Genomic DNA, 22,747 nt, shown 5'->3' on the forward strand with positions numbered 1-22,747 from the left:
TGATCGGCGAGCCGACCGGGCTCAAGCCGATTCGCATGCACAAAGGCATCATGATGGAGCGCATCGACATCCTCGGCCAGAGTGGCCACTCGTCTGATCCGCGTCTGGGCCACAGCGCCCTTGAAGCGATGCACGATGCCATCGGCGAACTGCGCGGTCTGCGACTGTTGTGGCAGCGCGAATTCAGCAATCCGCAATTCAGCGTGCCGCAACCGACGATGAACTTCGGCTGCATCCATGGTGGCGACAACCCCAATCGCATCTGCGGCCAGTGCTCGCTGGAGTTTGACCTGCGGCCGCTGCCGGGCATGGACCCGAACCTGCTGCGCGCGGAAATCCTGCGCAAGCTCAACCCGGTGGCCGAGCGGCATAAGGTGAAGATCGATTACCGACCGCTGTTCCCGGAAGTACCGCCGTTCGAACAGTCCGGGGATGCCGAACTGGTGCGCATCGCCGAAAAGCTCACCGGCCATCGCGCCGAAGCAGTAGCGTTCGGCACCGAAGCGCCTTATCTTCAGCGCCTCGGCTGCGAAACCATCGTCCTCGGCCCCGGCGACATTGCCTACGCGCATCAACCCGGCGAGTACCTTGAAATGTCACGTTTGCAGCCTACCGTGCATCTGATTCGGCAGTTGATTGAACATTACTGCCTGACGACAGACGAACGATGATGGCCCTGTGTGGGAGCGAGCCTGCTCGCGAAAGCGTTTTGTCAGTCGCCATTGATGAACCTGATCCACCGTTTTCGCGAGCAGGCTCGCTGCCTCAGGGTTAAATGTCTTGCATCAACCCGGTAAATTGCCTGCACCCCAACCCGTATTCATGAGGAGAGCGCGCGTGTCGCCAAGCCTGTTCCGACGATAACCATCAGCCCGCTGTGCGTTTTTCGTTTCGCCCCTTTTTTTCGGCTGCTCTTTATTACAGGCCCAGGTTCATGCCCGAATACGTCAATTGGCTTCGCCACGCGTCTCCTTACATCAATGCCCACCGCGATTGCACCTTCGTTGTCATGCTGCCCGGCGACGGCGTCGAGCATCCAAACTTTGGCAACATCGTCCACGACCTGGTCCTGTTGCACAGTCTGGGCGTGCGTCTGGTGCTGGTGCACGGGTCGCGCCCGCAGATCGAAACCCGCCTCGCCGCCCGTGGCCTGACCCCGCATTACCATCACGGCATGCGCATCACCGATGCCGCGACGCTGGAGTGTGTGATCGATGCGGTCGGCCAGTTGCGCATCGCCATCGAAGCGCGGCTGTCGATGGACATGGCTTCGTCGCCGATGCAGGGCTCGCGCCTGCGCGTGGCCAGCGGCAACCTCGTCACCGCGCGGCCGATCGGTGTGCTGGAAGGTGTCGACTATCACCACACCGGTGAAGTGCGTCGGGTTGATCGCAAGGGCATCAACCGCCTTCTCGACGAGCGCTCGATCGTGCTGCTGTCGCCGCTGGGCTATTCGCCGACCGGCGAGATCTTCAACCTTGCCTGCGAAGACGTCGCCACCCGCGCCGCGATTGATCTGGGCGCGGACAAGCTGCTGTTGTTCGGCGCCGAGCTCGGCCTGATCGACGAAAACGGCAAACTGGTGCGCGAACTGCGCCCGCAACAAGTGCCGGCACATTTGCAACGCCTCGGCATGAGCAACTATCAAGCGGAGTTGCTCGATGCCGCCGCCGAAGCCTGCCGTGGCGGCGTGGCGCGCAGTCATATCGTCAGTTACGCCGAAGACGGCGCACTGCTGACCGAGCTGTTCACCCGTGACGGTGGCGGTACGCTGGTAGCGCAGGAGCAGTTCGAACTGGTGCGCGAAGCGGCGATTGAAGACGTCGGCGGTTTGCTCGACCTGATCAGTCCGCTGGAAGAGCAGGGCATTCTGGTGCGACGCTCGCGGGAAGTGCTGGAGCGCGAGATCGAGCAGTTCAGCGTGGTCGAGCGCGAAGGCATGATCATCGCCTGTGCGGCGCTGTATCAGATTGCCGACTCCGATGCCGGCGAACTGGCGTGTCTGGCGGTGAATCCCGAGTATCGCCACGGCGGACGCGGCGACGAATTGCTCGAACGCATCGAAACCCGCGCGCGGGCGCAGGGTTTGAAAACCCTGTTCGTACTCACCACGCGCACCGCGCACTGGTTCCGCGAGCGCGGGTTCGAGCCGAGCAGCGTCGAACGCCTGCCAGCGGCACGGGCGTCGCTGTACAACTATCAGCGCAATTCGAAGATCTTCGAAAAGACCCTCTGAACAACAGCGAGGTCTGTGGCGAGGGGATTTATCCCCGCTGGACTGCGCAGCAGTCCCCTTGCGTTTCCAAGTGAAAACATAGGTGGTCGCTACGCGACCCAGCGGGGATAAATCCCCTCACCACAGGGTTCTGCATTCAGTCCGAGATGAATTTAGCGCTGACGTACGGCGAATAATCCGCCAGCACTGTTTCGACCTTGCCTTGTTCCTTCAAGAATTTCGCCGTTTCGGCAATGGCCTTCGCGGTGCCGCCGTCCAGCAGCGCGGTGCTTTGCTGCGCCTTGGCATCCGGGAACGCCGAACCGGCCAGCAGTTCCGGAACATCTGCTGCGTTGGCACCGGTCAATTTGGCGATTTTCTGCACAGGCACCGAGTCGGCCGTCCAGCTGTCTTTGTGTGCGGCGTAATCAGCGAACGACTCCAGGGTGACCTTGGCAAACTTGGCCACGACCTCGGGATGCTTCTCGGCAAAGTCCTTGCGCGCCACCCACACCTCGAAGGTCGGCGCACCCCACTGGCCGACCTGGGCGGCGTCGGTCAGGGTCTTGCCGGTCTTGCGGATCTCGCCCAGTGCCGGCGACCAGACAAACGCCCCGTCGATGTCGCCTCGCTTCCAGGCGGCGGCAATCTCGGCCGGTTGCAGATTGACCACTTTGACTTGCGAAGTATTCAGGCCCCAGTGCTTCAGCGCCCCAAGCAGACTGTAGTGCGAGGTCGACACGAACGGCGTGGCGATGGTCTTGCCGACCAGATCCTGCGGTTTGTCGATGCCGCTGCCGTTGCGCACCACCAAGGCTTCGGCGGCATTAATCTGCGCCGAAACGATAAACGCCACGATCGGCAGATTGCGTGAAGCAGCTGCTGCCAGGGGGCTTGAGCCAAGGTTGCCGATCTGCACGTCGCCAGAAGCAATGGCAGTCACTACTTCCGGGCCGCTGTTGAAGCGGCGCCAGTCGATCTTCTCGCCAATGGTTTTCTCGTAGACGCCGTCGGCCTGCGGCACTTTGCTTGGATCAATGCCGGTTTGATAGCCCACAGTCAGACCGGCGGCCTGTGCGGAAAAAGAAAACAGTGCCGACACACAAACTGTAACAAATTGACTTGATAGTGCGCGTTTCGCCATGATGCGTCGCCTTTTCGATGGGAGTTGACGTGTTGGGAGCACGGCAAAGCTAATCGATCTAAAAAAAGGTCAACAAATACCATTTAGGAATGAGCTTAGGCGCCGATACGCTGTTTCCCGGCGCAAAGGGCCATTAATGGGCCATATGTCCGAATGGTATGAAAAAGGATGAATAAATTCTTTTTGGGATTATCAGGAAGTCTTTACGCTGCAGGGACCCAATCACTCGCGATTAGACGATGGTCGTAGACACACAAGGTTACGATTGACTTGGCAGTCACGGTCTGGCGCTAATCGCGCATCTTAGGATTCAGGGCAAATCGACCCCGAACCAGGAACACAAGAATTAGAACGAGAGGAGCGATACATGAACAAGTCCACCTTGGCCCTGGCTGTGGCCGTTGGGGTTATGGCGCAGCAGGCAGGCGCCGCCGGTTTCATCGAAGACAGCAAGGCTACTCTGGGTCTGCGCAACTTCTACATCAACACTGACAACCGTAACGGCACTGCCGAACCAAGTCGCAACGAAGAATGGGGCCAAGGCTTCGATCTGCGTTTCATTTCGGGTTACACCCAAGGCACTGTCGGCTTCGGTATCGATGCCATCGGCCTGCTGGGCGTACGTCTGGATTCGGGCGGCGGCACCAACGGCAACGTTAACGGTGATGGCACCCCTGGCAGTGCCTACGGCGGCACTGTTTTCCCAAGCGAATCCAACGGTCAGGCGGTTGATAACTTCTCCAGCCTGGGTCTGACGGCCAAGGCCAAGATTTCCCAGACCGAACTGAAGCTGGGTACCTTGCAGCCGAAGAACCCGGTCATCGTGACCAACGATGGTCGTCTGCTGCCACAAACCTGGCAGGGTGGCCAGATCACTTCCGGCGAGATCAAGGACCTGACTCTGGTCGGTGGCCAGATCGAACACGTGAAAGGTCGTAACTCCAGCAACAATGAGCAGCTGTCGATCGGTGGCGCAACTGCGCGCACCACAAACAGCAACAAGTTCATCTACGCGGGTGGTGACTACAAGATCACCAAGGATCTGACGGCCCAGTACTACTACGGCAACCTGGAAAACTTCTACAAGCAGCATTTCCTGGGTCTGGTGCATAACTGGTCGATTGGCCCAGGTGTGTTGAAGTCCGACTTCCGGTACTTCAATAGCTCCGATGACGGCCGCAATGGCAACGATTCGGACTACTTCAGCAACGGTGCGTACGGCAACAGTACGCTGGGTAACGGCAAAGGTAAGGTCGACAACAACCTGTACAGCGGCTTGTTCCTTTACACCGTTGCCGGTCACACCTTTGGTGGTGGCTATCAGGTGAGCAATGGCAGCAGCGACTTCCCTTGGCTGAACCAGGGTGACGGCTCGTCGAACTACACCATCACCGACATGCAGATCCAGAAGTTCGCCCGTGCCGGCGAGCGCACCTGGCAAGCACGCTACTCCTATGACTTCGCCAAAGTTGGCGTGCCAGGCCTGACCGCCGGCATGGTTTACCTGCGCGGTGACAACGTTGATACCTACGCTCGTCGCGTCCAGACTTCCAATGGCGCTTCCGAGTGGGAACGCGATCTGACCGTAGCGTACGTTGTTCCGGAAGGCCCGTTGAAAAACGTCGGCTTCATGTGGAAAAACGCTTCGTGGCGCACCGACATCGCTGGTCAACGCGACCAGGACGAAAACCGCCTGATCCTCAGCTACTCGATCCCGCTGTTGTAATAGCGCTCGAGCAACTGAAGCAAAAAAAAGCCCCGTCCGGCATCGCGCCGGACGGGGCTTTTGCGTTTCGAGTCAGGCTCACCCCCGTAAGCCTTTCTCGATTTCCCTCTTTGCTGCAACTCAAGGCCTTCTCGAACCTTGCGTTGGATGTTCGTCGCGATGCCGGCCGGTGTCCAATGAACAGATGTTTAATATTCCATAATCATCTAGATATCTAGTTATTTATTCTTTTTCACACTGATTGATCCCGAGCTAAAGTTGTTGTCTCCCATTCCTCATCAGGAGCAGCACCATGAGCCTCAGACTCGGCGACATCGCCCCCGATTTCGAACAAGACTCCAGCGCCGGCAAGATTCGTTTCCACGAATGGCTGGGCGACAGCTGGGGCGTGCTGTTTTCCCATCCGGCAGACTTCACCCCGGTGTGCACCACCGAGCTGGGCTTCACCGCCAAGCTCAAGGATGAGTTCAGCAAACGCGGCGTCAAAGCCATCGCGCTGTCGGTCGACCCGGTGGACTCGCACCACAAGTGGATCGAAGACATCAACGAAACCCAGAACACTATCGTCAACTTCCCGATCCTGGCCGATGCCGATCGCAAGGTCTCCGATCTCTACGACCTGATCCACCCGAACGCCAATGACACGCTGACTGTGCGTTCACTGTTCGTCATCGATCCGAACAAGAAGATCCGCCTGACCATTACCTACCCGGCGAGCACCGGGCGCAACTTTCACGAGATCCTGCGGGTGATCGACTCGCTGCAGCTCACCGACAACTACAAGGTCGCCACCCCGGCCAACTGGCAGGACGGTGAAGAGGTGGTGATCGTGCCGTCGCTCAAGGATGAGGACGAGATCAAGCAGCGCTTCCCCAAAGGCTATCGCGCGGTGAAGCCGTACCTGCGCCTGACGCCGCAGCCGAACAAATAAGTCAGTGAGATTTTGATCGTTCCCACGCTCTGCGTGGGAATGCCGCCCGTGACGCTCCGCGTCACAGTGGACGCGGAGCGTCCATGGATTCATTGCCACGCAGAGCGTGGGAACGATCTTCGTGTGACTACAACGCAGGGGAATTTCGGCCGTTTCGACGGCCTTTTTTTTCGCCTGTATTCTGCGCAGAGGTATATCTCTTAAATGCATAACCAAATGAATAAATATGATTTATGGATATATAAATCAGCTGGTAAGGTCACTGCCATTGAAGCGAGATCGCAGCCTGCGAATCGCCCGTAACGCTTAAAGGAATCTGCAATGCTGGTCGTCTCACTCGGTGGCAGCCCCAGCCTGCGCTCCCGTTCCGGGGTGCTGCTGGAGCGCTCGCAACGCTGGTTGCAACAGCAAGGGGTGGAAGTGGTGAGTTATCAGGTGCGGGACTTCCCGGCCGAGGATCTGCTCCACGCGCGCTTCGACAGCCCGAAGGTCCTCGACCTGCTGCAACAGATCGCAAACGCCGATGGCCTGCTGATCGCCACGCCGGTGTACAAGGCCTCGTTTTCCGGAGCGCTGAAGACCCTGCTGGATCTGCTCCCCGAGCGTGCCTTGAATCACAAGGTAGTCTTGCCGATGGCTACCGGCGGCAGCATCGCCCACATGCTGGTGGTCGATTACGCGCTCAAGCCTGTGCTGTCGGCACTCAAGGCCCAAGAGATGCTTCAGGGCATTTTCGCCGAGGACAGCCAGATCGCTTACGGCGAAGGCAGTGCCGCCGCGCAACTGGCGCCGGCCCTGGAGCAGCGCTTGCACGAGGCCCTGGACCAGTTCATCGGTGCCATGGCGCGCCGGCCGAAACCGCTGGAGCCGGGCCTGCTGAACGAACGTTTGTTGAGTGCTCGCTGGAGCATTTAAGCCTCATCGAAATTTGAAGTACTGGCCTTACTCGCCCGCCAACGGGCAAGCAGGTGCAGCCACAACCCAACAGCAAAAAGGAGAGCGCTATGCGCACTGTATTTTTGCGTCGTGGTCTGGTCGCTCTGTTTGTTGCGGCTGTCACCTTCGGCGCCATCACCCAAGCTCAAGCCGAGACATTGCGGATCGGTTATCAGAAGTACGGCACGCTGGTGCTGCTCAAAGCCAAAGGCACGCTGGAAAAACGCCTCGCCGCGCAAGGCGTCGACGTGCAATGGACTGAGTTTCCCGGCGGCCCGCAGCTGCTCGAAGGCCTCAACGTCGGCTCGATCGATTTCGGCGTGACCGGCGAAACCCCGCCGGTTTTCGCCCAGGCCGCTGGCGCCGATCTGCTCTACGTCGCCTATGAACCGCCAGCGCCGAACAGTGAAGCGATCCTCGTGCCGAAAGACTCGCCGATCAAATCGGTGGCCGATCTCAAAGGCAAGAAAGTCGCCCTGAACAAAGGCTCCAACGTGCACTACCTGCTGGTGCGCGCGCTGGAAGACGCCGGCCTCAAGTACAGCGATATTCAGACCGTGTTCCTGCCGCCGGCCGATGCCCGCGCTGCGTTCGAGCGTGGCAGTGTCGACGCCTGGGTCATCTGGGATCCGTATCAGGCCGCTGCCGAGAAACAACTGCAAGCGCACACCCTGCGTGACGGCAAAGGCATCGTCGACAACCATCAGTTCTACCTCGCGACCAAACCTTACGCGCAGAAAAATCCTGAGGTGATCAAGACCCTCGTCGAAGAAGTGCGCGCGGTGGGTGAATGGTCGCAAGCCAATCCCGAAGACGTGACGCAACAGGTCGCGCCACTGCTTGGCCTGCCGGCGGACATCACCCTGACCTCGGTGAAACGCCAGGGCTACGGCGCGCTGTTCCTGACCCCGGAAGTGGTTGCCGCGCAACAGAAAATCGCCGACACGTTCTTCCAGCTCAAGCTGATTCCCAAGCCGTTGAGCATCAAGGATGTGATCTGGACCCCGCTGGCCGCTGTGGCCCAAAGCTCCCAAGCCCAGTAATTCGAATCCACAAGGAGACCACTCCATGAGCCTCAACATCTTCTGGTTCCTGCCTACCCACGGCGACGGCCATTACCTTGGCACCGCCGAAGGCGCCCGCGCGGTTGATCACGGTTACCTGCAACAGGTCGCGCAAGCGGCGGATCGTCTGGGTTTTGGCGGGGTGCTGATTCCCACCGGGCGCTCCTGCGAAGACTCATGGCTGGTCGCGGCCTCGCTGATTCCGGTCACCCAGCGCCTGAAGTTTCTGGTCGCCCTGCGCCCCGGGATCATTTCCCCAACGGTCGCGGCGCGGCAGGCAGCGACGCTGGATCGTTTGTCCGGCGGGCGTGCGCTGTTCAATCTGGTCACCGGTGGCGATCCGGAAGAACTGGCCGGCGACGGTCTGTTCCTCAATCACGAAGAACGCTATCAAGCCTCGGTGGAATTCACCCGCATCTGGCGTCGTGTGCTGGAAGGCGAAACCGTCGATTACGACGGCGAGCACATCAGCGTGAAGGGCGCGAAGCTGCTCTATCCGCCGATCCAGCAACCGCGTCCGCCGCTGTATTTCGGTGGCTCCTCGGAAGCGGCGCAGGATCTGGCGGCCGAGCAGGTCGAGATGGTTCTCACCTGGGGCGAGCCGCCGGCCGCGGTGGCCGAGAAGATCGCACAAGTCCGGGCCAAAGCCGCCAAACTCGGCCGTACCGTGCGCTTCGGCATTCGTCTGCATGTGATCGTGCGTGAAACCAACGCCGAAGCCTGGCAGGCGGCGGATCGGCTGATCTCGCATCTGGACGACGACACTATCCAGCGTGCCCAGGCTTCGTTGGCGCGTTTCGACTCGGTCGGCCAGCAACGCATGGCCGCGCTGCACGGCGGTAGCCGCGACAATCTGGAAGTCAGCCCGAACCTGTGGGCCGGCGTCGGTCTGGTGCGCGGCGGTGCCGGCACGGCGCTGGTCGGCGATGGCCCGACTGTGGCGGCGCGGGTCAAGGAATACGCGGATCTGGGCATCGACACCTTCATCTTCTCCGGTTATCCACACCTTGAAGAGTCGTATCGCGTGGCCGAGCTGCTGTTCCCACACCTCGACGTTGAACGCCCGGAACTGCCGAAGAGCGCCGGTTATGTCAGCCCGTTTGGCGAGATGGTCGCCAACGACATTCTGCCCAAAGCCGCATCGCAGAGCTGAGGCGCGGCCATGAAGAAATTTATCCACAGCCTCGCGCCCTGGGCGTTGCCGGTGTTGCTGCTGGCGGTGTGGCAGTTGTCGGTGTCGGCCGGTTGGTTGTCGACGCGGATTCTGCCGGCCCCGGTGGCGGTGATCGAAGCCGGTGTCAGTCTGGTACGCAGCGGCGAGATCTGGACGCACCTGGCAATCAGCGGCTGGCGCGCGGCACTCGGGTTTACCATCGGCGGCGGCATCGGCTTGGTGCTGGGCTTCATCACCGGCCTGTCGAAATGGGGCGAGCGCCTGCTGGACAGCTCGGTACAGATGATCCGAAACGTGCCGCATCTGGCGCTGATTCCGCTGGTGATCCTGTGGTTCGGCATCGACGAGTCAGCGAAGATTTTCCTTGTGGCGCTGGGCACCTTGTTTCCGATTTACCTGAACACTTATCACGGCATCCGCAACGTCGACCCGGCGCTGGTGGAGATGGCGCGCAGTTATGGTCTGAGCGGTTTCAGCCTGTTCTGGCAGGTGATTCTGCCGGGTGCGTTGCCGTCGATTCTGGTTGGCGTGCGCTTCGCTTTGGGCTTCATGTGGCTGACGCTGATCGTCGCTGAAACCATCTCGGCCAGTTCCGGCATCGGCTATCTGGCGATGAACGCTCGAGAGTTCTTGCAGACCGACGTGGTGGTGCTGGCGATCCTGCTTTACGCGGTGCTCGGCAAACTTGCCGACCTCGCCGCCCGTGGACTTGAGCGTGTGTGGCTGCGCTGGCATCCGGCCTATCAGGTTGCCAAGGGAGGTGCGGCATGACCGCTCAACAACCTCCACGCCTGTTGCGCGGGATTCCACTGGCGGTGCGCAACCTGCAGAAAACCTTCGGCGCGCGCCAGGTGCTGCGCGACATCGATCTGCACATTCCGGCGGGGCAGTTTGTCGCCGTGGTCGGGCGCAGCGGTTGTGGCAAGAGCACGTTCTTGCGCTTGCTCGCCGGCCTCGATCAGCCCACTGGCGGCGAGCTGCTGGCCGGCTCCGCGCCGCTCAGCCAGGCGCGCGACGATACGCGGCTGATGTTCCAGGAAGCGCGGCTGCTGCCGTGGAAAAGGATCATCGACAACGTCGGTCTCGGCCTCAAGGGCAACTGGCGCCAGCAAGCGCTGGATGCACTGGAAGCCGTGGGTCTGGCTGATCGCGCCAATGAGTGGCCGGCGGCATTGTCCGGTGGCCAGAAGCAGCGCGTGGCGCTGGCCCGGGCGCTGATTCACCAGCCGCGCCTGCTGCTGCTCGACGAACCGCTCGGCGCACTGGATGCCCTGACCCGCATCGAGATGCAGCAACTGATCGAACGGCTGTGGCAGCAACACGGTTTTACCGTGCTGCTGGTGACCCATGACGTCAGTGAAGCGGTGGCGATTGCCGATCGGGTGATCCTGATCGAGGACGGCGAAGTCGGCCTCGACCTGCACGTCGAACTGCCGCGCCCGCGTGTCCGTGGCTCGCATCGCCTCGCCGCACTGGAAACCGAAGTGCTCAACCGTGTTCTGTCCCTGCCCGGCGAACCGCCGGCGCCGGAACCCGTTTCACCCCTGCCTACGCAATTGCGTTGGGCGCAATGAAGCAGCTGCAAGCTTCAAGCTACAAGCCGCAAGAACAAGCCTGGTGCTTTTACTTGCAGCTTATAGCTTGCCGCTTGCAGCTCATTTCGATCCTAGGAGAAATGCCATGACTATCAAAGCCATCAACGTGCGCAACCAGTTCAAAGGCTCGATCAAGGAAATCGTCCTCGGCGACGTGCTGTCGGAAATCGACGTGCAGACCGCTTCGGGCATCGTCACTTCGGTGATCACTACCCGCTCTGTGAAAGAGTTGGAGCTGGTGGTCGGCAGCGAAGTGATCGCCTTTGTGAAATCCACCGAGGTATCGATCGCCAAGTTGTAAGCCGGTGAACAAAAAACAACCCCGGAGGGTGTGAGCCCTGCGGGGTTTTTTGTGCCTGTCGATCGTTCCCATGCTCCGCGTGGGAATGCCTCTAGGGACGCTCCGCGTCCAGTGACGCGGAGCGTCACGGGCTGCATTCCTTTGCTGCGCGTGGGAACGATCATGTCTCAGCGCTTGGGCAGATACGGCGGTAGATACAGGCCAATGTAGGCATCAAACACGCGCATCCCTTCCTCGGCCATGCGCGGGGTGATCTGCCCGTGCTGCTGCACCGAACGGGCATAGACCCGGTCGCCCAGTTCCATCGCCAGGGCAAACACATCGACATCGTCCGGAAGCCTTGGCAACTCGAAATGCTGGTCGAACAGCTTGTGCATCAGGTCGCCCAGTTCCAGATCGTGCTGGCGGTCGGCCTGGGTCACTTCGGTCAGGCCGTGTTGCGCCAGGATCAACTGCCGCGCGGCGGCGTCTTCGTCGTAGATCTCCAGCATGCGCTGTTCGACCAGTCGCGACAGATCACGCCAGTCACGCAAAGCATCGTGATTGATCGGCGCTTGCAGGCAAGCGCGGAAGGCTGCGTGGACATCAGCAGTCAGTGCTTCGAGCAGCGCCGGTACGCTGGCGAAGAAGTGATACACGGAGGAGGGCGGAATCTGCGCACGCTCGGCGACGCTGTAGATCGACAGACTGGCCACGCCCTCGGCCGCCAGCAGCGTGCGCGCGGCATCGAGGATCGAATCGATCCGCGCCTGACTGCGGGCACGGGGTTTGCGGACGGTGGCGGGACGCGTCATGGAAGTCTCCTGCGGGGCAGCGGGCATTGTACGAGGCGGTTCAGGTGTTGTCTGCCAGTACCCTGTGGCGAGGGGATTTAGCGAAACGTCGCACCGCCCCGTTCGGCTGCGCAGCAGTCGTAAACCCTGAGAGCCGGGTATTCCTGACGCACCGAGTGGGATGGATTTGGGGCTGCTTCGCAACCCAACGGGGATAAATCCCCTCGCCACAGGTTTTGTGTTCGGCCATAAAAAAACGCCGCTGGCTGAATCAGCCAACGGCGTTTTTTTGAAGCTGCAAACCATTTAAACGGTATGCAGATACCAGTTGTACTCAAGGTCGGAGATGGAGTGTTCGAACTCCTCCAGCTCGCTTTCCTTGCAGGCGACGAAGATATCGATGTACTTCGGATCGATGTACTTGGCCATCACCTCGCTGTCGTCCAGCTCGCGCAGGGCATCACGCAAATTGTTCGGCAGGCTCTGTTCGTTCTGCTCGTAGCTGTTGCCTTCGACAGGCGCGCCCGGTTCGATCTTGTTGACCAGACCGTGGTGCACGCCGGCCAGTACCGAAGCCATCAGCAGGTACGGGTTGGCGTCGGCGCCGGCCACGCGGTGCTCGATACGTACGGCATCGGCAGAGCCGGTTGGTACGCGAATCGCCACGGTGCGGTTGTCCAGGCCCCAGCACGGCGAGTTCGGTACATAGAACTGCGCGCCGAAGCGACGGTAGGAGTTGACGTTCGGGCAGAGGAAAGCCATCTGCGCCGGCAGGGTCTCGAGCACACCGCCGATCGCGTGACGCAGCGCGGCGTTCTGCTCGGGATCCTCGCTGGCAAAAATGTTTTTGCCGGCTTTGTCCAGAATCGAAATGTGTACGTGCAGACCATTGCCTGCCTGGCCCGGATACGGCTTGGCCATGAAGGTGGTGTCCATTTCATGGTCGTAGGCGATGTTCTTGATCAGACGCTTGAGCAGGACAGCGTAGTCGCAGGCCTTGATCGGGTCGGCGACGTGGTGCAGGTTCACTTCGAACTGCGCCGGGGCACTTTCCTTGACGATCGCATCGGCCGGGATGCCTTGCTCTTTGGCACCTTCCAGAATGTCCTGGAGGCAGTCGACGTATTCATCGAGGTCGTCGATCAGGTAGACCTGCGTCGAGTGCGGGCGTTTGCCGGAGATCGGCGAGCGTGGCGGCTGCGGACGGCCGTTCACGTTTTCCTGGTCGATCAGGTAGAACTCGAGTTCGAAGGCGGCGCAGATGGTCAGGCCGAGCTCGTCGAACTTGGTCACCACCTGGCGCAGCACTTCACGGGGATCGGCGAAGAACGGATCGCCTTCGAGTTCGTGCATGGTCATCAACAGCTGCGCGGTCGGGCGCTTCTGCCATGGCTCGTTGCACAGGGTATCGGGGATCGGATAGCAGATGCGATCGGCGTCGCCGATGTCCAGGCCCAGCCCGGTGCTTTCCACCGTGGAGCCATTGATATCCAGAGCAAATAGAGAGGCCGGCAGGTTGATGCCTTTCTCGTAAACCTTGTGGAGGCTGGTGCGTTCGATGCGCTTGCCGCGCACCACACCATTCATATCCGCAATCAGAAGGTCAACGTACAGAACCTCAGGATGTTCCTTAAGGAACGCGTTCGCTTCGTTAAGCTGAACGGCACGCGGGGGTACCGACATGATGCAACACCTTTGTTGTTAAAAATATCAATCATTGATCTTTTCTGGTTTCAGTCAACCCGAACGGCCTGCCGAAGTCAAGCGAGGCCTTTTTTGCCCTGAAAAAGCGCTTGAAGGGCATTTATGGGGCACTTTGGGGCGTTTTTTCAAACCTTGAACGTTGCTCAGCTGCGGGCTTGAGCAGGCCGTGTTGTATTTTTTACGGGGGTGTTGTGTAAAAAAATGAACAAGGCTAAGCTCCGGTCAAACCCATAACAGCAATAATACCGGGGTGCTTCATGTCTCGCCTGCCGTTAATCGGCATCACCGACTGCTCGCAACAGTCCGGTCTGCATGCTCATCACATCAGTGGCGATCAATCCGTCCGTAGCGCAGCCAGCAAGGCGCGCAGCCTGTCGACGACACGCTCGTCAACATCCGGCAAAACGGCAGCGTCCGATATTCTGGACGTCGGGCACAGCATCCGCTTTATGGCGTCTCCTTTCACTATAGAACTCTTTCCCTCCCAAAGCCCGTGCCGCACTCAGCGTCATGCTTGTGATTCTGCACGTTTGCAAAGTGCACGGGAAATGCAACGCCAGCGTCAAGGGCAGGTAAGCTCCTCTTTCATTGTCTATGCGCGGTGCCAGGCGTAAGCCGGCACTGCGCGAGCAAGCCCCCTTTAACGCGACGCCGCAAGCGTCAAAATTGCCTGACATCGCGTCAGGAGACTCAGCCCAGAGGCATTTATGAGTAACAACCTCGACCAGCTCACCGATTGGTTGAAAGACCGCAAGATCACAGAAGTCGAATGCATGATCGGCGACTTGACCGGCATTACCCGGGGCAAGATTTCGCCGACCAACAAGTTCATCGCCGAGAAAGGCATGCGTCTGCCGGAGAGCGTGCTGCTGCAGACCGTGACCGGCGACTACGTCGAAGACGACATCTATTACGAACTGCTCGACCCGGCCGACATCGACATGATCTGCCGTCCCGACCAGAACGCCGTGTATCTGGTGCCGTGGGCCATCGAACCGACCGCGCAGGTGATCCACGACACCTACGACAAGCAAGGCAACCCGATCGAGCTGTCGCCACGCAACGTCCTCAAGAAAGTCTTGAAGCTGTATGCCGACAAGGGCTGGCAGCCGATCGTGGCGCCGGAAATGGAGTTCTACCTGACCAAGCGCAGCGACGACCCCGACTATCCGTTGCAGCCGCCGATCGGCCGCTCGGGCCGGCCGGAAATCGGTCGGCAGTCGTTCTCCATTGAAGCGGCGAACGAATTCGACCCGCTGTTCGAAGACGTCTACGACTGGTGCGAATTGCAGGAGCTGGACCTCGACACACTGATCCACGAAGACGGCACCGCGCAGATGGAAATCAACTTCCGTCACGGTGATGCCCTGTCGCTGGCCGATCAGATTCTGGTGTTCAAGCGCACCATGCGCGAAGCCGCGCTCAAGCACGACGTGGCGGCGACGTTCATGGCCAAGCCGATGACCGGCGAGCCGGGCAGCGCCATGCACCTGCACCAGAGCATCATCGACATTCAGACCGGCAAGAACGTCTTCTCCAACGAAGACGGGACCATGAGCCAGTTGTTCCTGCACCACATCGGTGGTCTGCAGAAACTGATTCCCGAGCTGTTGCCGCTGTTCGCGCCGAACGTCAACTCGTTCCGCCGCTTCCTCCCGGACACTTCGGCACCGGTGAACGTCGAGTGGGGCGAAGAGAACCGTACCGTCGGCCTGCGCGTACCGGATGCCGGCCCGCAGAACCGCCGCGTGGAAAACCGCCTGCCGGGCGCCGACGCCAACCCGTACCTGGCGATCGCCGCGAGCCTGCTCTGCGGTTACATCGGCATGGTCGAGGGCCTGAACCCGAGCGCGCCAGTGGTCGGCCGTGGTTACGAGCGCCGCAACCTGCGCCTGCCGCTGACCATTGAGGACGCGCTGGAACGCATGGAAAACAGCGCGACCATCGAGAAGTACCTCGGCAAGACCTTCATCACCGGCTACGTCGCGGTCAAGCGGGCCGAGCATGAAAACTTCAAGCGCGTGATCAGTTCCTGGGAGCGTGAGTACCTGCTCTTCGCCGTCTGATGCGCCGGGCGCGGCGGCCAGCCGTCGCGCCTTCACCGATAACAAGGAGAATTGGCATGACCAGCAACAACCCGCAAACCCGTGAGTGGCAAGCGCTTAGCAGCGATCACCACCTGGCCCCGTTCAGCGACTTCAAGCAACTGAAAGAGAAGGGCCCGCGGATCATCACCAACGCCAAGGGCGTTTATCTGTGGGACAGCGAAGGCAACAAGATCCTCGACGGCATGGCCGGCCTCTGGTGCGTAGCGATCGGTTACGGTCGCGATGAACTGGCCGATGCCGCCGCCAAACAGATGCGCGAACTGCCGTACTACAACCTGTTCTTCCAGACCGCACACCCGCCTGCGCTGGAACTGGCCAAGGCGATTGCCGACGTGGCGCCAGAAGGCATGAACCACGTGTTCTTCACCGGTTCCGGCTCCGAAGGCAACGACACCATGTTGCGCATGGTCCGTCACTACTGGGCGATCAAAGGCCAGCCGAACAAGAAAGTCATCATCAGCCGCAAGAACGGTTATCACGGTTCTACCGTGGCCGGCGCGAGCCTCGGCGGCATGACCTATATGCACGAGCAGGGCGACCTGCCGATTCCGGGCATCGTCCACATCGCCCAGCCGTACTGGTTTGCCGAAGGCGGCGACATGTCGCCGGAAGAGTTCGGCATCTGGGCGGCCAATCAGCTCGAAGAAAAGATTCTCGAGGTCGGCGTCGACAACGTCGGTGCCTTTATTGCCGAGCCGATCCAGGGTGCCGGCGGCGTGATCATTCCGCCTGATACCTACTGGCCGCGCATCAAGGAAATCCTCGCCAAGTACGACATCCTCTTTGTTGCCGACGAAGTGATCTGCGGCTTCGGCCGTACCGGTGAGTGGTTCGGTAGCGATTTCTACGACCTCAAGCCGCACATGATGACCATCGCCAAGGGCCTGACCTCCGGCTACATCCCGATGGGCGGGTTGATCGTGCGTGATTCGGTGGTGGCCGTGCTCAATGAAGGCGGCGATTTCAACCATGGCTTCACTTACTCCGGCCACCCGGTGGCAGCCGCTGTGGGCCTGGAAAACATCCGCATCCTGCGCGACGAAAAAATTATCGAGAACGCCCACAACGAAACGGCACCGTATTTGCAGAAACGTCTGCGCGAGCTGAACGATCACCCGTTGGTGGGTGAAGTTCGCGGCGTCGGTCTGCTGGGGGCGATCGAGCTGGTGCAGGACAAGGCCACGCGCAAGCGTTACGAAGGCAAGGGCGTGGGCATGATCTGCCGGCAGTTCTGCTTCGACAACGGCCTGATCATGCGCGCGGTGGGCGACACCATGATCATCGCGCCGCCGCTGGTGATCAGCAAAGCCGAGATCGATGAGCTGGTTACAAAAGCACGCAAGTGTCTGGACCTGACCCTCGGTGCGCTACAGGCCTAGGTGCTAGGCTTTGGGCGGGGGAGCTGCGGCGCACTCGCTCAAAGCTGTCAGAAAGGCTGGTCTTTTGTTGAAAGACCGCCTCGGATCTTGCCAGACTAGCCGCGGTTCCAGTTGTCCGGGTTCGGCCGCTGAACAAAGTGGTTCAAAAAAGAAAAATTTGGAGCATGACGCATGAAGGCATTAGGTAAAAAGCTAGCTGGCAAGACTCTGCTCGCGCTGTCCATGGCGGGCATGATGGCGGGTGCGGTGCACGCGGACGACAAGGTACTGCACGTCTACAACTGGTCCGACTACATCGCGCCGGACACCGTGGCCAACTTCGAAAAAGCCACCGGGATCAAAGTCGTCTACGACGTCTTCGACAGTAACGAAACCCTGGAAGCCAAGCTGCTGGCCGGCAAGTCCGGTTACGACATCGTGGTGCCTTCCAACAATTTCCTCGCCAAGCAGATCAAGGCCGGCGTTTACCAGGAGCTGGACAAGTCCAAGCTGCCGAACTGGAAAAACCTCGACGAAGACCTGCTCAAGGCCGTTGGCGATGCCAGCGACCAGGGCAACAAACACGCCTTCCCGTACATGTGGGGCTCGATCGGCATCGGCTACAACCCGGCCAAGGTCAAGGCTGCGCTGGGCATCGACAAGATCGATTCGTGGGACGTGGTGTTCAAGCCGGAAAACATCGAGAAACTCAAAAGCTGCGGTGTGAGCTTCCTCGATGCCCCGACCGAAATGATTCCGGCGGCATTGCACTATCTGGGCAAGCCGACCAACAGCAAGGACAAGGCTGACCTGAAAGCCGCCGAAGACCTGTTCCTGAAGATCCGTCCTTCGGTCGCCTACTTCCATTCGTCCAAGTACATCTCCGACCTGGCCAACGGCAACATCTGCGTCGCCGTCGGTTACTCGGGTGACCTCGAGCAATCCAAGACCCGCGCTCAGGAAGCCGGTGACAAGGTCAAACTGGCCTACACCATTCCGAAAGAAGGCGCCGGTACTTTCTACGACATGGTCGCCATTCCCAAGGATGCCGAAAACGTCGAAGCCGCCTACAAGTTCATGAACTACCTGATGGAGCCGCAAGTGATGGCCGGCATCACCAACGCCGTGCGTTTCCCGAACGGCAACAAGGCGGCGACGCCTATGGTGGACAAGGACATCACCAGCGACCCGAGCATCTACCCGTCGGCTGAAGTGAAGAAGCAGCTCTATGCGATCAGCGATCTGGACGCCGCCACACTGCGTCTGATCACCCGCAGCTGGACCAAGATCAAATCGGGCAAATAAGCCGGTTTGTCGCCACAACCGCTGGCCGTCGTCGTCGCGACGGCGGCCAGCGGATAATTAAATGACAGAAAGTTTTGCTGGATCGGTTTTTCGAGGGTAAGTTGCGCGCCGGTTTTGTTGTCGGGCAGCCATGGCTGTCATGCAGCGCGGGGCAACTTGGGCCCAATCAATTTAGAGGACCTCCACTTGCCTGTATTTTCTTCTTTGCGCAAAGCCCTGCTGGCCGCTGCCGGCCTGACAATCGCTGTCGGAGCCCAGGCCGCCGGTACGGTGCATATTTATAACTGGTCCGATTACATCGGCGAATCGACCCTGGCCGACTTCGAGAAAGAGACCGGGATCAAACCGGTCTACGACGTTTTCGATTCCAACGAAACCCTGGAAGGCAAGCTGCTCGCCGGGCGCACCGGTTATGACGTGGTCGTGCCGTCGAACCACTTCCTCGGCAAGCAGATCAAGGCGGGCGCGTTCCAGAAGCTCGACAAGGCGCAACTGCCGAATTATTCCAACCTCGACCCGGTGCTGCTCAAGCGCCTGGAGCAGAACGATCCCGGCAACCTCTACGCTGTGCCGTATCTGTGGGGCACCAACGGCATCGGCTACAACGTCGACAAAGTCAAAGCCGTGCTCGGTATCGACAAGATCGATTCCTGGGCCGTGCTGTTCGAGCCGGAAAACATCAAGAAGCTGCACAGCTGCGGTGTCGCGTTCCTCGATTCGGCTGATGAAATGATGCCGACCATGCTCAATTACCTGGGCCTGAACGCCAACAGCACCAACACCAAAGACTATGAAAAGGCCACCGCCAAGTTGCTCGCGGTGCGTCCATACGTGACCTATTTCCATTCCTCGAAGTACATCGGCGATCTGGCCAACGGCGACATCTGCGTGGCCATCGGTTTCTCCGGCGATATCTTCCAGGCGAAGAACCGTGCCGAGGAAGCCAAGAAGGGCGTCAACATCGCCTATTCGATTCCGAAAGAGGGCGGCGCGCTGTGGTTCGACATGCTGGCGATCCCCAAGGATTCGTCCAACGTCAAGGAAGCCCACGCCTTCATCAACTATTTGCTGAAACCTGAGGTGATCGCCCAGGTCAGTGATTACGTCGGTTACGCCAACCCCAACCCGGGTTCGGACAAGCTGATGGAACAATCCATTCGCACCGATGAAGCGGTTTACCCACCGCAAGCAGTCCTCGACAAGACCTACGTGTCGACCGAGTTGCCAGCCAATATTCAGCGTTTGATGACCCGCAGCTGGACCAAGGTCAAGTCGGGCAAATAACGCACAAACTATCCAGGGTTCGTCTTGCGGGGCGAACTGCTGCTTCTGTTGGGAGTTTCGTAAATGGCAGTTGCCTCCGGCGCCTACAAGAAAGCCCTCGAGGGCGACCAGACACCAAAACAGGTGCTGGTCAAAATCGACCGGGTCACGAAGAAGTTCGACGAGACGATTGCCGTGGACGACGTGTCCCTGGAAATCAAGAAGGGCGAAATTTTTGCCCTGCTCGGCGGTTCGGGATCGGGCAAATCCACCTTGCTACGGATGCTTGCAGGCTTCGAACGGCCCACGGAAGGGCGGATTTTCCTCGACGGCGTCGACATCACCGACATGCCGCCGTACGACCGTCCGATCAACATGATGTTCCAGTCCTACGCTTTATTCCCGCACATGACCGTGGCGCAGAACATCGCCTTCGGCCTGCAGCAGGACAAGATCCCCAAGGCCGAGATCGACGCCCGCGTGGCCGAGATGCTCAAGCTGGTGCAGATGAGCCAGTACGCCAAGCGCAAGCCGCATCAACTGTCCGGCGGTCAGCGTCAGCGCGTGGCCCTGGCCCGCTCGCTGGCCAAGCGCCCGAAGCTGTTGCTGCTCGACGAACCGATGGGCGCACTGGACAAGAAACTGCGTTCGCAGATGCAACTGGAACTGGTGGAAATCATCGAGCGCGTCGGCGTGACCTGCGTGATGGTGACCCACGACCAGGAAGAGGCCATGACCATGGCCGAGCGCATCGCGATCATGCACCTGGGCTGGATCGCGCAGATCGGCAGCCCGATCGACATCTACGAAACCCCGACCAGCCGTCTGGTCTGCGAATTCATCGGCAACGTCAACATCTTCGAAGGCGAAGTGATCGACGACGCCGAAGGCCACGCGACCATCACCTGCAAGGACCTCGACCGGCAGATCTACGTCGGCCACGGCATCAGCACCTCGGTGCAGGACAAGTCGGTCACCTACGCGATTCGCCCGGAAAAACTGCTGGTCACCGCCGACATGCCGACCTGCGAATACAACTGGTCGAGCGGCAAGGTCCACGACATCGCCTATCTGGGCGGGCACTCGGTGTTCTACGTCGAATTGCCGAGCGGCAAACTGGTGCAGTCGTTCGTCGCCAACGCCGAACGTCGCGGCGCGCGTCCGACCTGGGGCGATCAGGTCTACGTGTGGTGGGAAGACGATAGCGGCGTGGTGCTTCGCTCATGAACATGCGCAAATTCAAACGCCGTATAAACCGAATCATCCCCAATGGCCGGCAGATGGTCATCGGGGTGCCGTTCATCTGGCTGTTCCTGTTCTTCATGCTGCCGTTCTTCATCGTCCTGAAGATCAGCTTCGCCGAAGCCGACGTGGCGATCCCGCCTTACACCGAGATCTACACCTACGCCGAGCAGAAGCTGCAAGTGCTACTGAACCTAGGCAACTACGCGTTGCTTGGTGACGACGAGCTGTACATCGCGGCCTATCTTGGCTCGCTGAAAATGGCCTTTATCAGCACCTTGCTCTGCCTGCTGATCGGCTATCCGATGGCCTACGCCATCGCCAGCGCGCGCAAAGAGCTGCAAACGGTGCTGGTGCTGCTGATCATGATGCCGACCTGGACGGCGATCCTGATCCGCGTCTACGCGTGGATGGGCATCCTCAGCAACAACGGCCTGCTCAACGGCTTCCTGATGAGCATGGGCCTGATCGACGAGCCGCTGCAGATTCTCAATACCAACCTGGCGGTGTACATCGGGATTGTCTATTCGTACCTGCCGTTCATGATCCTGCCGCTGTACGCCAACCTGGTCAAACACGATCAGAGTCTGCTGGAAGCCGCGTCCGATCTGGGTTCGAGCACGTTCAACAGCTTCTGGAAAATCACCATTCCGCTGTCCAAGAACGGGATCATTGCCGGCTGCATGCTGGTGTTCATTCCGGTGGTCGGCGAGTTCGTGATCCCGGAACTGCTCGGCGGCCCGGAAACCCTGATGATCGGTAAGGTGCTCTGGCAAGAATTCTTCAACAACCGCGACTGGCCGGTGGCGTCCGCGCTGGCGGTAGTGATGCTGGCGATCCTGATTGTGCCGATCATTCTGTTCAACCGCAGTCAGGCCAAGGAAATGGAGGGTAAAGAATGAAGCGCTTCCGTTTCTCCAGCCTGATGCTGGTATTGGGTCTGTTGTTCATCTATCTGCCGATGCTGATCCTGGTGATCTACTCGTTCAACGCCTCGAAACTGGTGACGGTGTGGGGCGGCTGGTCGATCAAGTGGTACGTCGGCCTGCTCGACAACTCGCAACTGATGGGCTCGGTGCTGCGCTCGCTGGAAATCGCCTGCTACACCGCGGTTGCTGCGGTGGCACTGGGTACCCTGGCCGCCTTCGTGCTGACCCGTATCACCCGCTTCAAGGGCCGCACGCTGTTCGGCGGCCTGGTGACTGCGCCACTGGTGATGCCGGAAGTGATCACCGGTCTGTCGCTGTTGCTGCTGTTCGTGGCCATGGCACAGATGATCGGCTGGCCGCAGGAGCGCGGCATCGTCACCATCTGGATTGCCCACACCACGTTCTGCGCGGCGTATGTGGCGGTGGTGGTGTCGGCGCGCTTGCGTGAGCTGGACCTGTCGATCGAAGAGGCGGCGATGGACCTGGGCGCGCGGCCGTGGAAGGTGTTCTTCCTGATCACCATCCCGATGATCGCGCCGTCGCTGGCGGCGGGCGGGATGATGTCGTTCGCGCTGTCGCTGGATGACCTGGTCCTGGCAAGCTTCGTGTCCGGCCCGGGTTCGACGACCCTGCCGATGGAAGTGTTCTCGGCGGTGCGCCTGGGTGTGAAGCCGGAAATCAACGCCGTGGCCAGTCTGATTCTGCTGGCGGTGTCGCTGGTGACCTTCCTCGTCTGGTTCTTCAGCCGCCGCGCCGAAGAAGCCCGCAAGAAAGCCATCCAGCAAGCCATCGAAGAAAGCGCGGCTGATTCGTGGAAGCAACCGGACGCACGTCGCGCGCCTGCGCCACAGACTGTGTGAGCCGGCGGGTTGGTTTCACTCCCGAGGCCAACCCAAATCAAAATGTGGGAGCGTGCTTTTGTGGTGAGGGGATTTATCCCCGATGGACTGCGCAGCAGGCCTTTTTTTTTGGGGGTCGC

The 22,747-nt window shown here is 60.0% G+C and carries 20 protein-coding genes; 17 read left to right on the top strand and 3 right to left on the bottom strand.

Features of this window, described 5'->3' with window-relative positions; genetic code table 11:
* On the top strand, nt 1-671 hold a 671-nt coding region (locus tag OQK_RS31240; protein ID WP_016772646.1), incomplete at its 5' end, for a M20/M25/M40 family metallo-hydrolase.
* 263 nt (nt 672-934) lie between these two features.
* Nucleotides 935-2,236, top strand: coding sequence for an amino-acid N-acetyltransferase (gene argA / locus OQK_RS12260; protein ID WP_016772647.1), 1,302 nt, complete (start codon nt 935-937; stop codon nt 2,234-2,236).
* A 136-nt stretch (nt 2,237-2,372) separates the two neighbouring features.
* Here the strand turns inward: argA and tauA are convergent, their stop codons facing one another.
* Nucleotides 2,373-3,359: a taurine ABC transporter substrate-binding protein gene (tauA, locus tag OQK_RS12265; RefSeq protein ID WP_038860899.1), complete on the bottom strand. Its 987-nt coding sequence runs from the start codon at nt 3,357-3,359 to the stop codon at nt 2,373-2,375.
* A gap of 367 nt (nt 3,360-3,726) precedes the next feature.
* On the opposite strand from tauA, the gene OQK_RS12270 reads away from it, so the two are divergent.
* The 8 genes from OQK_RS12270 (at nt 3,727) to OQK_RS12305 (ending at nt 11,086) form a co-directional block, all read left to right on the top strand.
* Entirely contained in the window at nt 3,727-5,085 is a 1,359-nt protein-coding gene (locus tag OQK_RS12270; RefSeq protein WP_016772649.1) for an OprD family porin, read from the top strand.
* Nucleotides 5,086-5,377: 292 nt separating this feature from the next.
* Nucleotides 5,378-6,016: a peroxiredoxin gene (locus OQK_RS12275; RefSeq protein ID WP_016772650.1), complete on the top strand. Its 639-nt coding sequence runs from the start codon at nt 5,378-5,380 to the stop codon at nt 6,014-6,016.
* 321 nt (nt 6,017-6,337) lie between these two features.
* Entirely contained in the window at nt 6,338-6,931 is a 594-nt protein-coding gene (gene ssuE / locus OQK_RS12280) for an NADPH-dependent FMN reductase (RefSeq protein ID WP_016772651.1), read from the top strand.
* A gap of 89 nt (nt 6,932-7,020) precedes the next feature.
* Complete coding sequence (locus OQK_RS12285; RefSeq protein WP_016772652.1) at nt 7,021-7,995, top strand: sulfonate ABC transporter substrate-binding protein; 975 nt, start codon at nt 7,021-7,023, stop codon at nt 7,993-7,995.
* Between the two features lie 25 nt (nt 7,996-8,020).
* Complete coding sequence (ssuD, locus tag OQK_RS12290; RefSeq protein WP_016772653.1) at nt 8,021-9,169, top strand: FMNH2-dependent alkanesulfonate monooxygenase; 1,149 nt, start codon at nt 8,021-8,023, stop codon at nt 9,167-9,169.
* A gap of 9 nt (nt 9,170-9,178) precedes the next feature.
* Entirely contained in the window at nt 9,179-9,961 is a 783-nt protein-coding gene (gene ssuC / locus OQK_RS12295; protein ID WP_016772654.1) for an aliphatic sulfonate ABC transporter permease SsuC, read from the top strand.
* Nucleotides 9,958-10,764, top strand: coding sequence for an aliphatic sulfonates ABC transporter ATP-binding protein (ssuB, locus tag OQK_RS12300; RefSeq protein ID WP_016772655.1), 807 nt, complete (start codon nt 9,958-9,960; stop codon nt 10,762-10,764). Before ssuC ends, ssuB begins: the two co-directional genes overlap by 4 nt.
* Nucleotides 10,765-10,870: 106 nt before the next feature.
* Nucleotides 10,871-11,086, top strand: a complete 216-nt coding sequence (locus OQK_RS12305; RefSeq protein ID WP_003229256.1) for a TOBE domain-containing protein — start codon at nt 10,871-10,873, stop codon at nt 11,084-11,086.
* Nucleotides 11,087-11,253: 167 nt separating this feature from the next.
* Here the strand turns inward: OQK_RS12305 and OQK_RS12310 are convergent, their stop codons facing one another.
* Together OQK_RS12310 and OQK_RS12315 are read right to left on the bottom strand one after the other, a co-directional pair.
* Nucleotides 11,254-11,880: a TetR/AcrR family transcriptional regulator gene (locus OQK_RS12310; protein WP_016772656.1), complete on the bottom strand. Its 627-nt coding sequence runs from the start codon at nt 11,878-11,880 to the stop codon at nt 11,254-11,256.
* A gap of 285 nt (nt 11,881-12,165) precedes the next feature.
* Nucleotides 12,166-13,542, bottom strand: coding sequence for a glutamine synthetase family protein (locus OQK_RS12315; RefSeq protein WP_016772657.1), 1,377 nt, complete (start codon nt 13,540-13,542; stop codon nt 12,166-12,168).
* A 728-nt stretch (nt 13,543-14,270) separates the two neighbouring features.
* On the opposite strand from OQK_RS12315, the gene OQK_RS12320 reads away from it, so the two are divergent.
* The 7 genes from OQK_RS12320 to OQK_RS12350 all read left to right on the top strand — a co-directional run bounded on the left by OQK_RS12320 (nt 14,271) and on the right by OQK_RS12350 (nt 22,628).
* A complete protein-coding gene (locus OQK_RS12320; RefSeq protein ID WP_016772658.1) occupies nt 14,271-15,629 on the top strand; it encodes a glutamine synthetase family protein in 1,359 nt (452 codons plus the stop codon).
* Nucleotides 15,630-15,685: 56 nt separating this feature from the next.
* Nucleotides 15,686-17,050 (top strand): aspartate aminotransferase family protein, encoded by a 1,365-nt coding sequence (locus OQK_RS12325; protein WP_016772659.1) that lies wholly within the window; start codon nt 15,686-15,688, stop codon nt 17,048-17,050.
* A 171-nt stretch (nt 17,051-17,221) separates the two neighbouring features.
* Entirely contained in the window at nt 17,222-18,334 is a 1,113-nt protein-coding gene (locus OQK_RS12330) for a polyamine ABC transporter substrate-binding protein (RefSeq protein WP_016772660.1), read from the top strand.
* A gap of 186 nt (nt 18,335-18,520) precedes the next feature.
* Nucleotides 18,521-19,618, top strand: a complete 1,098-nt coding sequence (locus OQK_RS12335) for a polyamine ABC transporter substrate-binding protein (protein WP_038860901.1) — start codon at nt 18,521-18,523, stop codon at nt 19,616-19,618.
* Between the two features lie 63 nt (nt 19,619-19,681).
* Nucleotides 19,682-20,824, top strand: coding sequence for an ABC transporter ATP-binding protein (locus OQK_RS12340; RefSeq protein ID WP_016772662.1), 1,143 nt, complete (start codon nt 19,682-19,684; stop codon nt 20,822-20,824).
* 35 nt (nt 20,825-20,859) lie between these two features.
* Entirely contained in the window at nt 20,860-21,741 is an 882-nt protein-coding gene (locus OQK_RS12345; RefSeq protein ID WP_177318487.1) for an ABC transporter permease subunit, read from the top strand.
* A complete protein-coding gene (locus OQK_RS12350) occupies nt 21,738-22,628 on the top strand; it encodes an ABC transporter permease subunit (protein WP_016772664.1) in 891 nt (296 codons plus the stop codon). Before OQK_RS12345 ends, OQK_RS12350 begins: the two co-directional genes overlap by 4 nt.
* The last annotated feature ends 119 nt before the right edge of the window (nt 22,629-22,747 follow it).

It is taken from the genome of Pseudomonas sp. R62, from assembly GCF_000257605.1.
Taxonomy (GTDB): Bacteria; Pseudomonadota; Gammaproteobacteria; order Pseudomonadales; family Pseudomonadaceae; genus Aquipseudomonas; species Aquipseudomonas atacamensis.

What these genes read in the sequence shown, in the direction of transcription:
- argA (WP_016772647.1), top strand. Translation starts at nt 935, where the DNA reads ATGCCCGAATACGTCAATTGGCTTCGCCACGCGTCTCCTTACATCAAT.
- tauA (WP_038860899.1), bottom strand. Translation starts at nt 3,359, where the DNA reads ATGGCGAAACGCGCACTATCAAGTCAATTTGTTACAGTTTGTGTGTCG.
- OQK_RS12270 (WP_016772649.1), top strand. Translation starts at nt 3,727, where the DNA reads ATGAACAAGTCCACCTTGGCCCTGGCTGTGGCCGTTGGGGTTATGGCG.
- OQK_RS12275 (WP_016772650.1), top strand. Translation starts at nt 5,378, where the DNA reads ATGAGCCTCAGACTCGGCGACATCGCCCCCGATTTCGAACAAGACTCC.
- ssuE (WP_016772651.1), top strand. Translation starts at nt 6,338, where the DNA reads ATGCTGGTCGTCTCACTCGGTGGCAGCCCCAGCCTGCGCTCCCGTTCC.
- OQK_RS12285 (WP_016772652.1), top strand. Translation starts at nt 7,021, where the DNA reads ATGCGCACTGTATTTTTGCGTCGTGGTCTGGTCGCTCTGTTTGTTGCG.
- ssuD (WP_016772653.1), top strand. Translation starts at nt 8,021, where the DNA reads ATGAGCCTCAACATCTTCTGGTTCCTGCCTACCCACGGCGACGGCCAT.
- ssuC (WP_016772654.1), top strand. Translation starts at nt 9,179, where the DNA reads ATGAAGAAATTTATCCACAGCCTCGCGCCCTGGGCGTTGCCGGTGTTG.
- ssuB (WP_016772655.1), top strand. Translation starts at nt 9,958, where the DNA reads ATGACCGCTCAACAACCTCCACGCCTGTTGCGCGGGATTCCACTGGCG.
- OQK_RS12305 (WP_003229256.1), top strand. Translation starts at nt 10,871, where the DNA reads ATGACTATCAAAGCCATCAACGTGCGCAACCAGTTCAAAGGCTCGATC.
- OQK_RS12310 (WP_016772656.1), bottom strand. Translation starts at nt 11,880, where the DNA reads ATGACGCGTCCCGCCACCGTCCGCAAACCCCGTGCCCGCAGTCAGGCG.
- OQK_RS12315 (WP_016772657.1), bottom strand. Translation starts at nt 13,542, where the DNA reads ATGTCGGTACCCCCGCGTGCCGTTCAGCTTAACGAAGCGAACGCGTTC.
- OQK_RS12320 (WP_016772658.1), top strand. Translation starts at nt 14,271, where the DNA reads ATGAGTAACAACCTCGACCAGCTCACCGATTGGTTGAAAGACCGCAAG.
- OQK_RS12325 (WP_016772659.1), top strand. Translation starts at nt 15,686, where the DNA reads ATGACCAGCAACAACCCGCAAACCCGTGAGTGGCAAGCGCTTAGCAGC.
- OQK_RS12330 (WP_016772660.1), top strand. Translation starts at nt 17,222, where the DNA reads ATGAAGGCATTAGGTAAAAAGCTAGCTGGCAAGACTCTGCTCGCGCTG.
- OQK_RS12340 (WP_016772662.1), top strand. Translation starts at nt 19,682, where the DNA reads ATGGCAGTTGCCTCCGGCGCCTACAAGAAAGCCCTCGAGGGCGACCAG.
- OQK_RS12350 (WP_016772664.1), top strand. Translation starts at nt 21,738, where the DNA reads ATGAAGCGCTTCCGTTTCTCCAGCCTGATGCTGGTATTGGGTCTGTTG.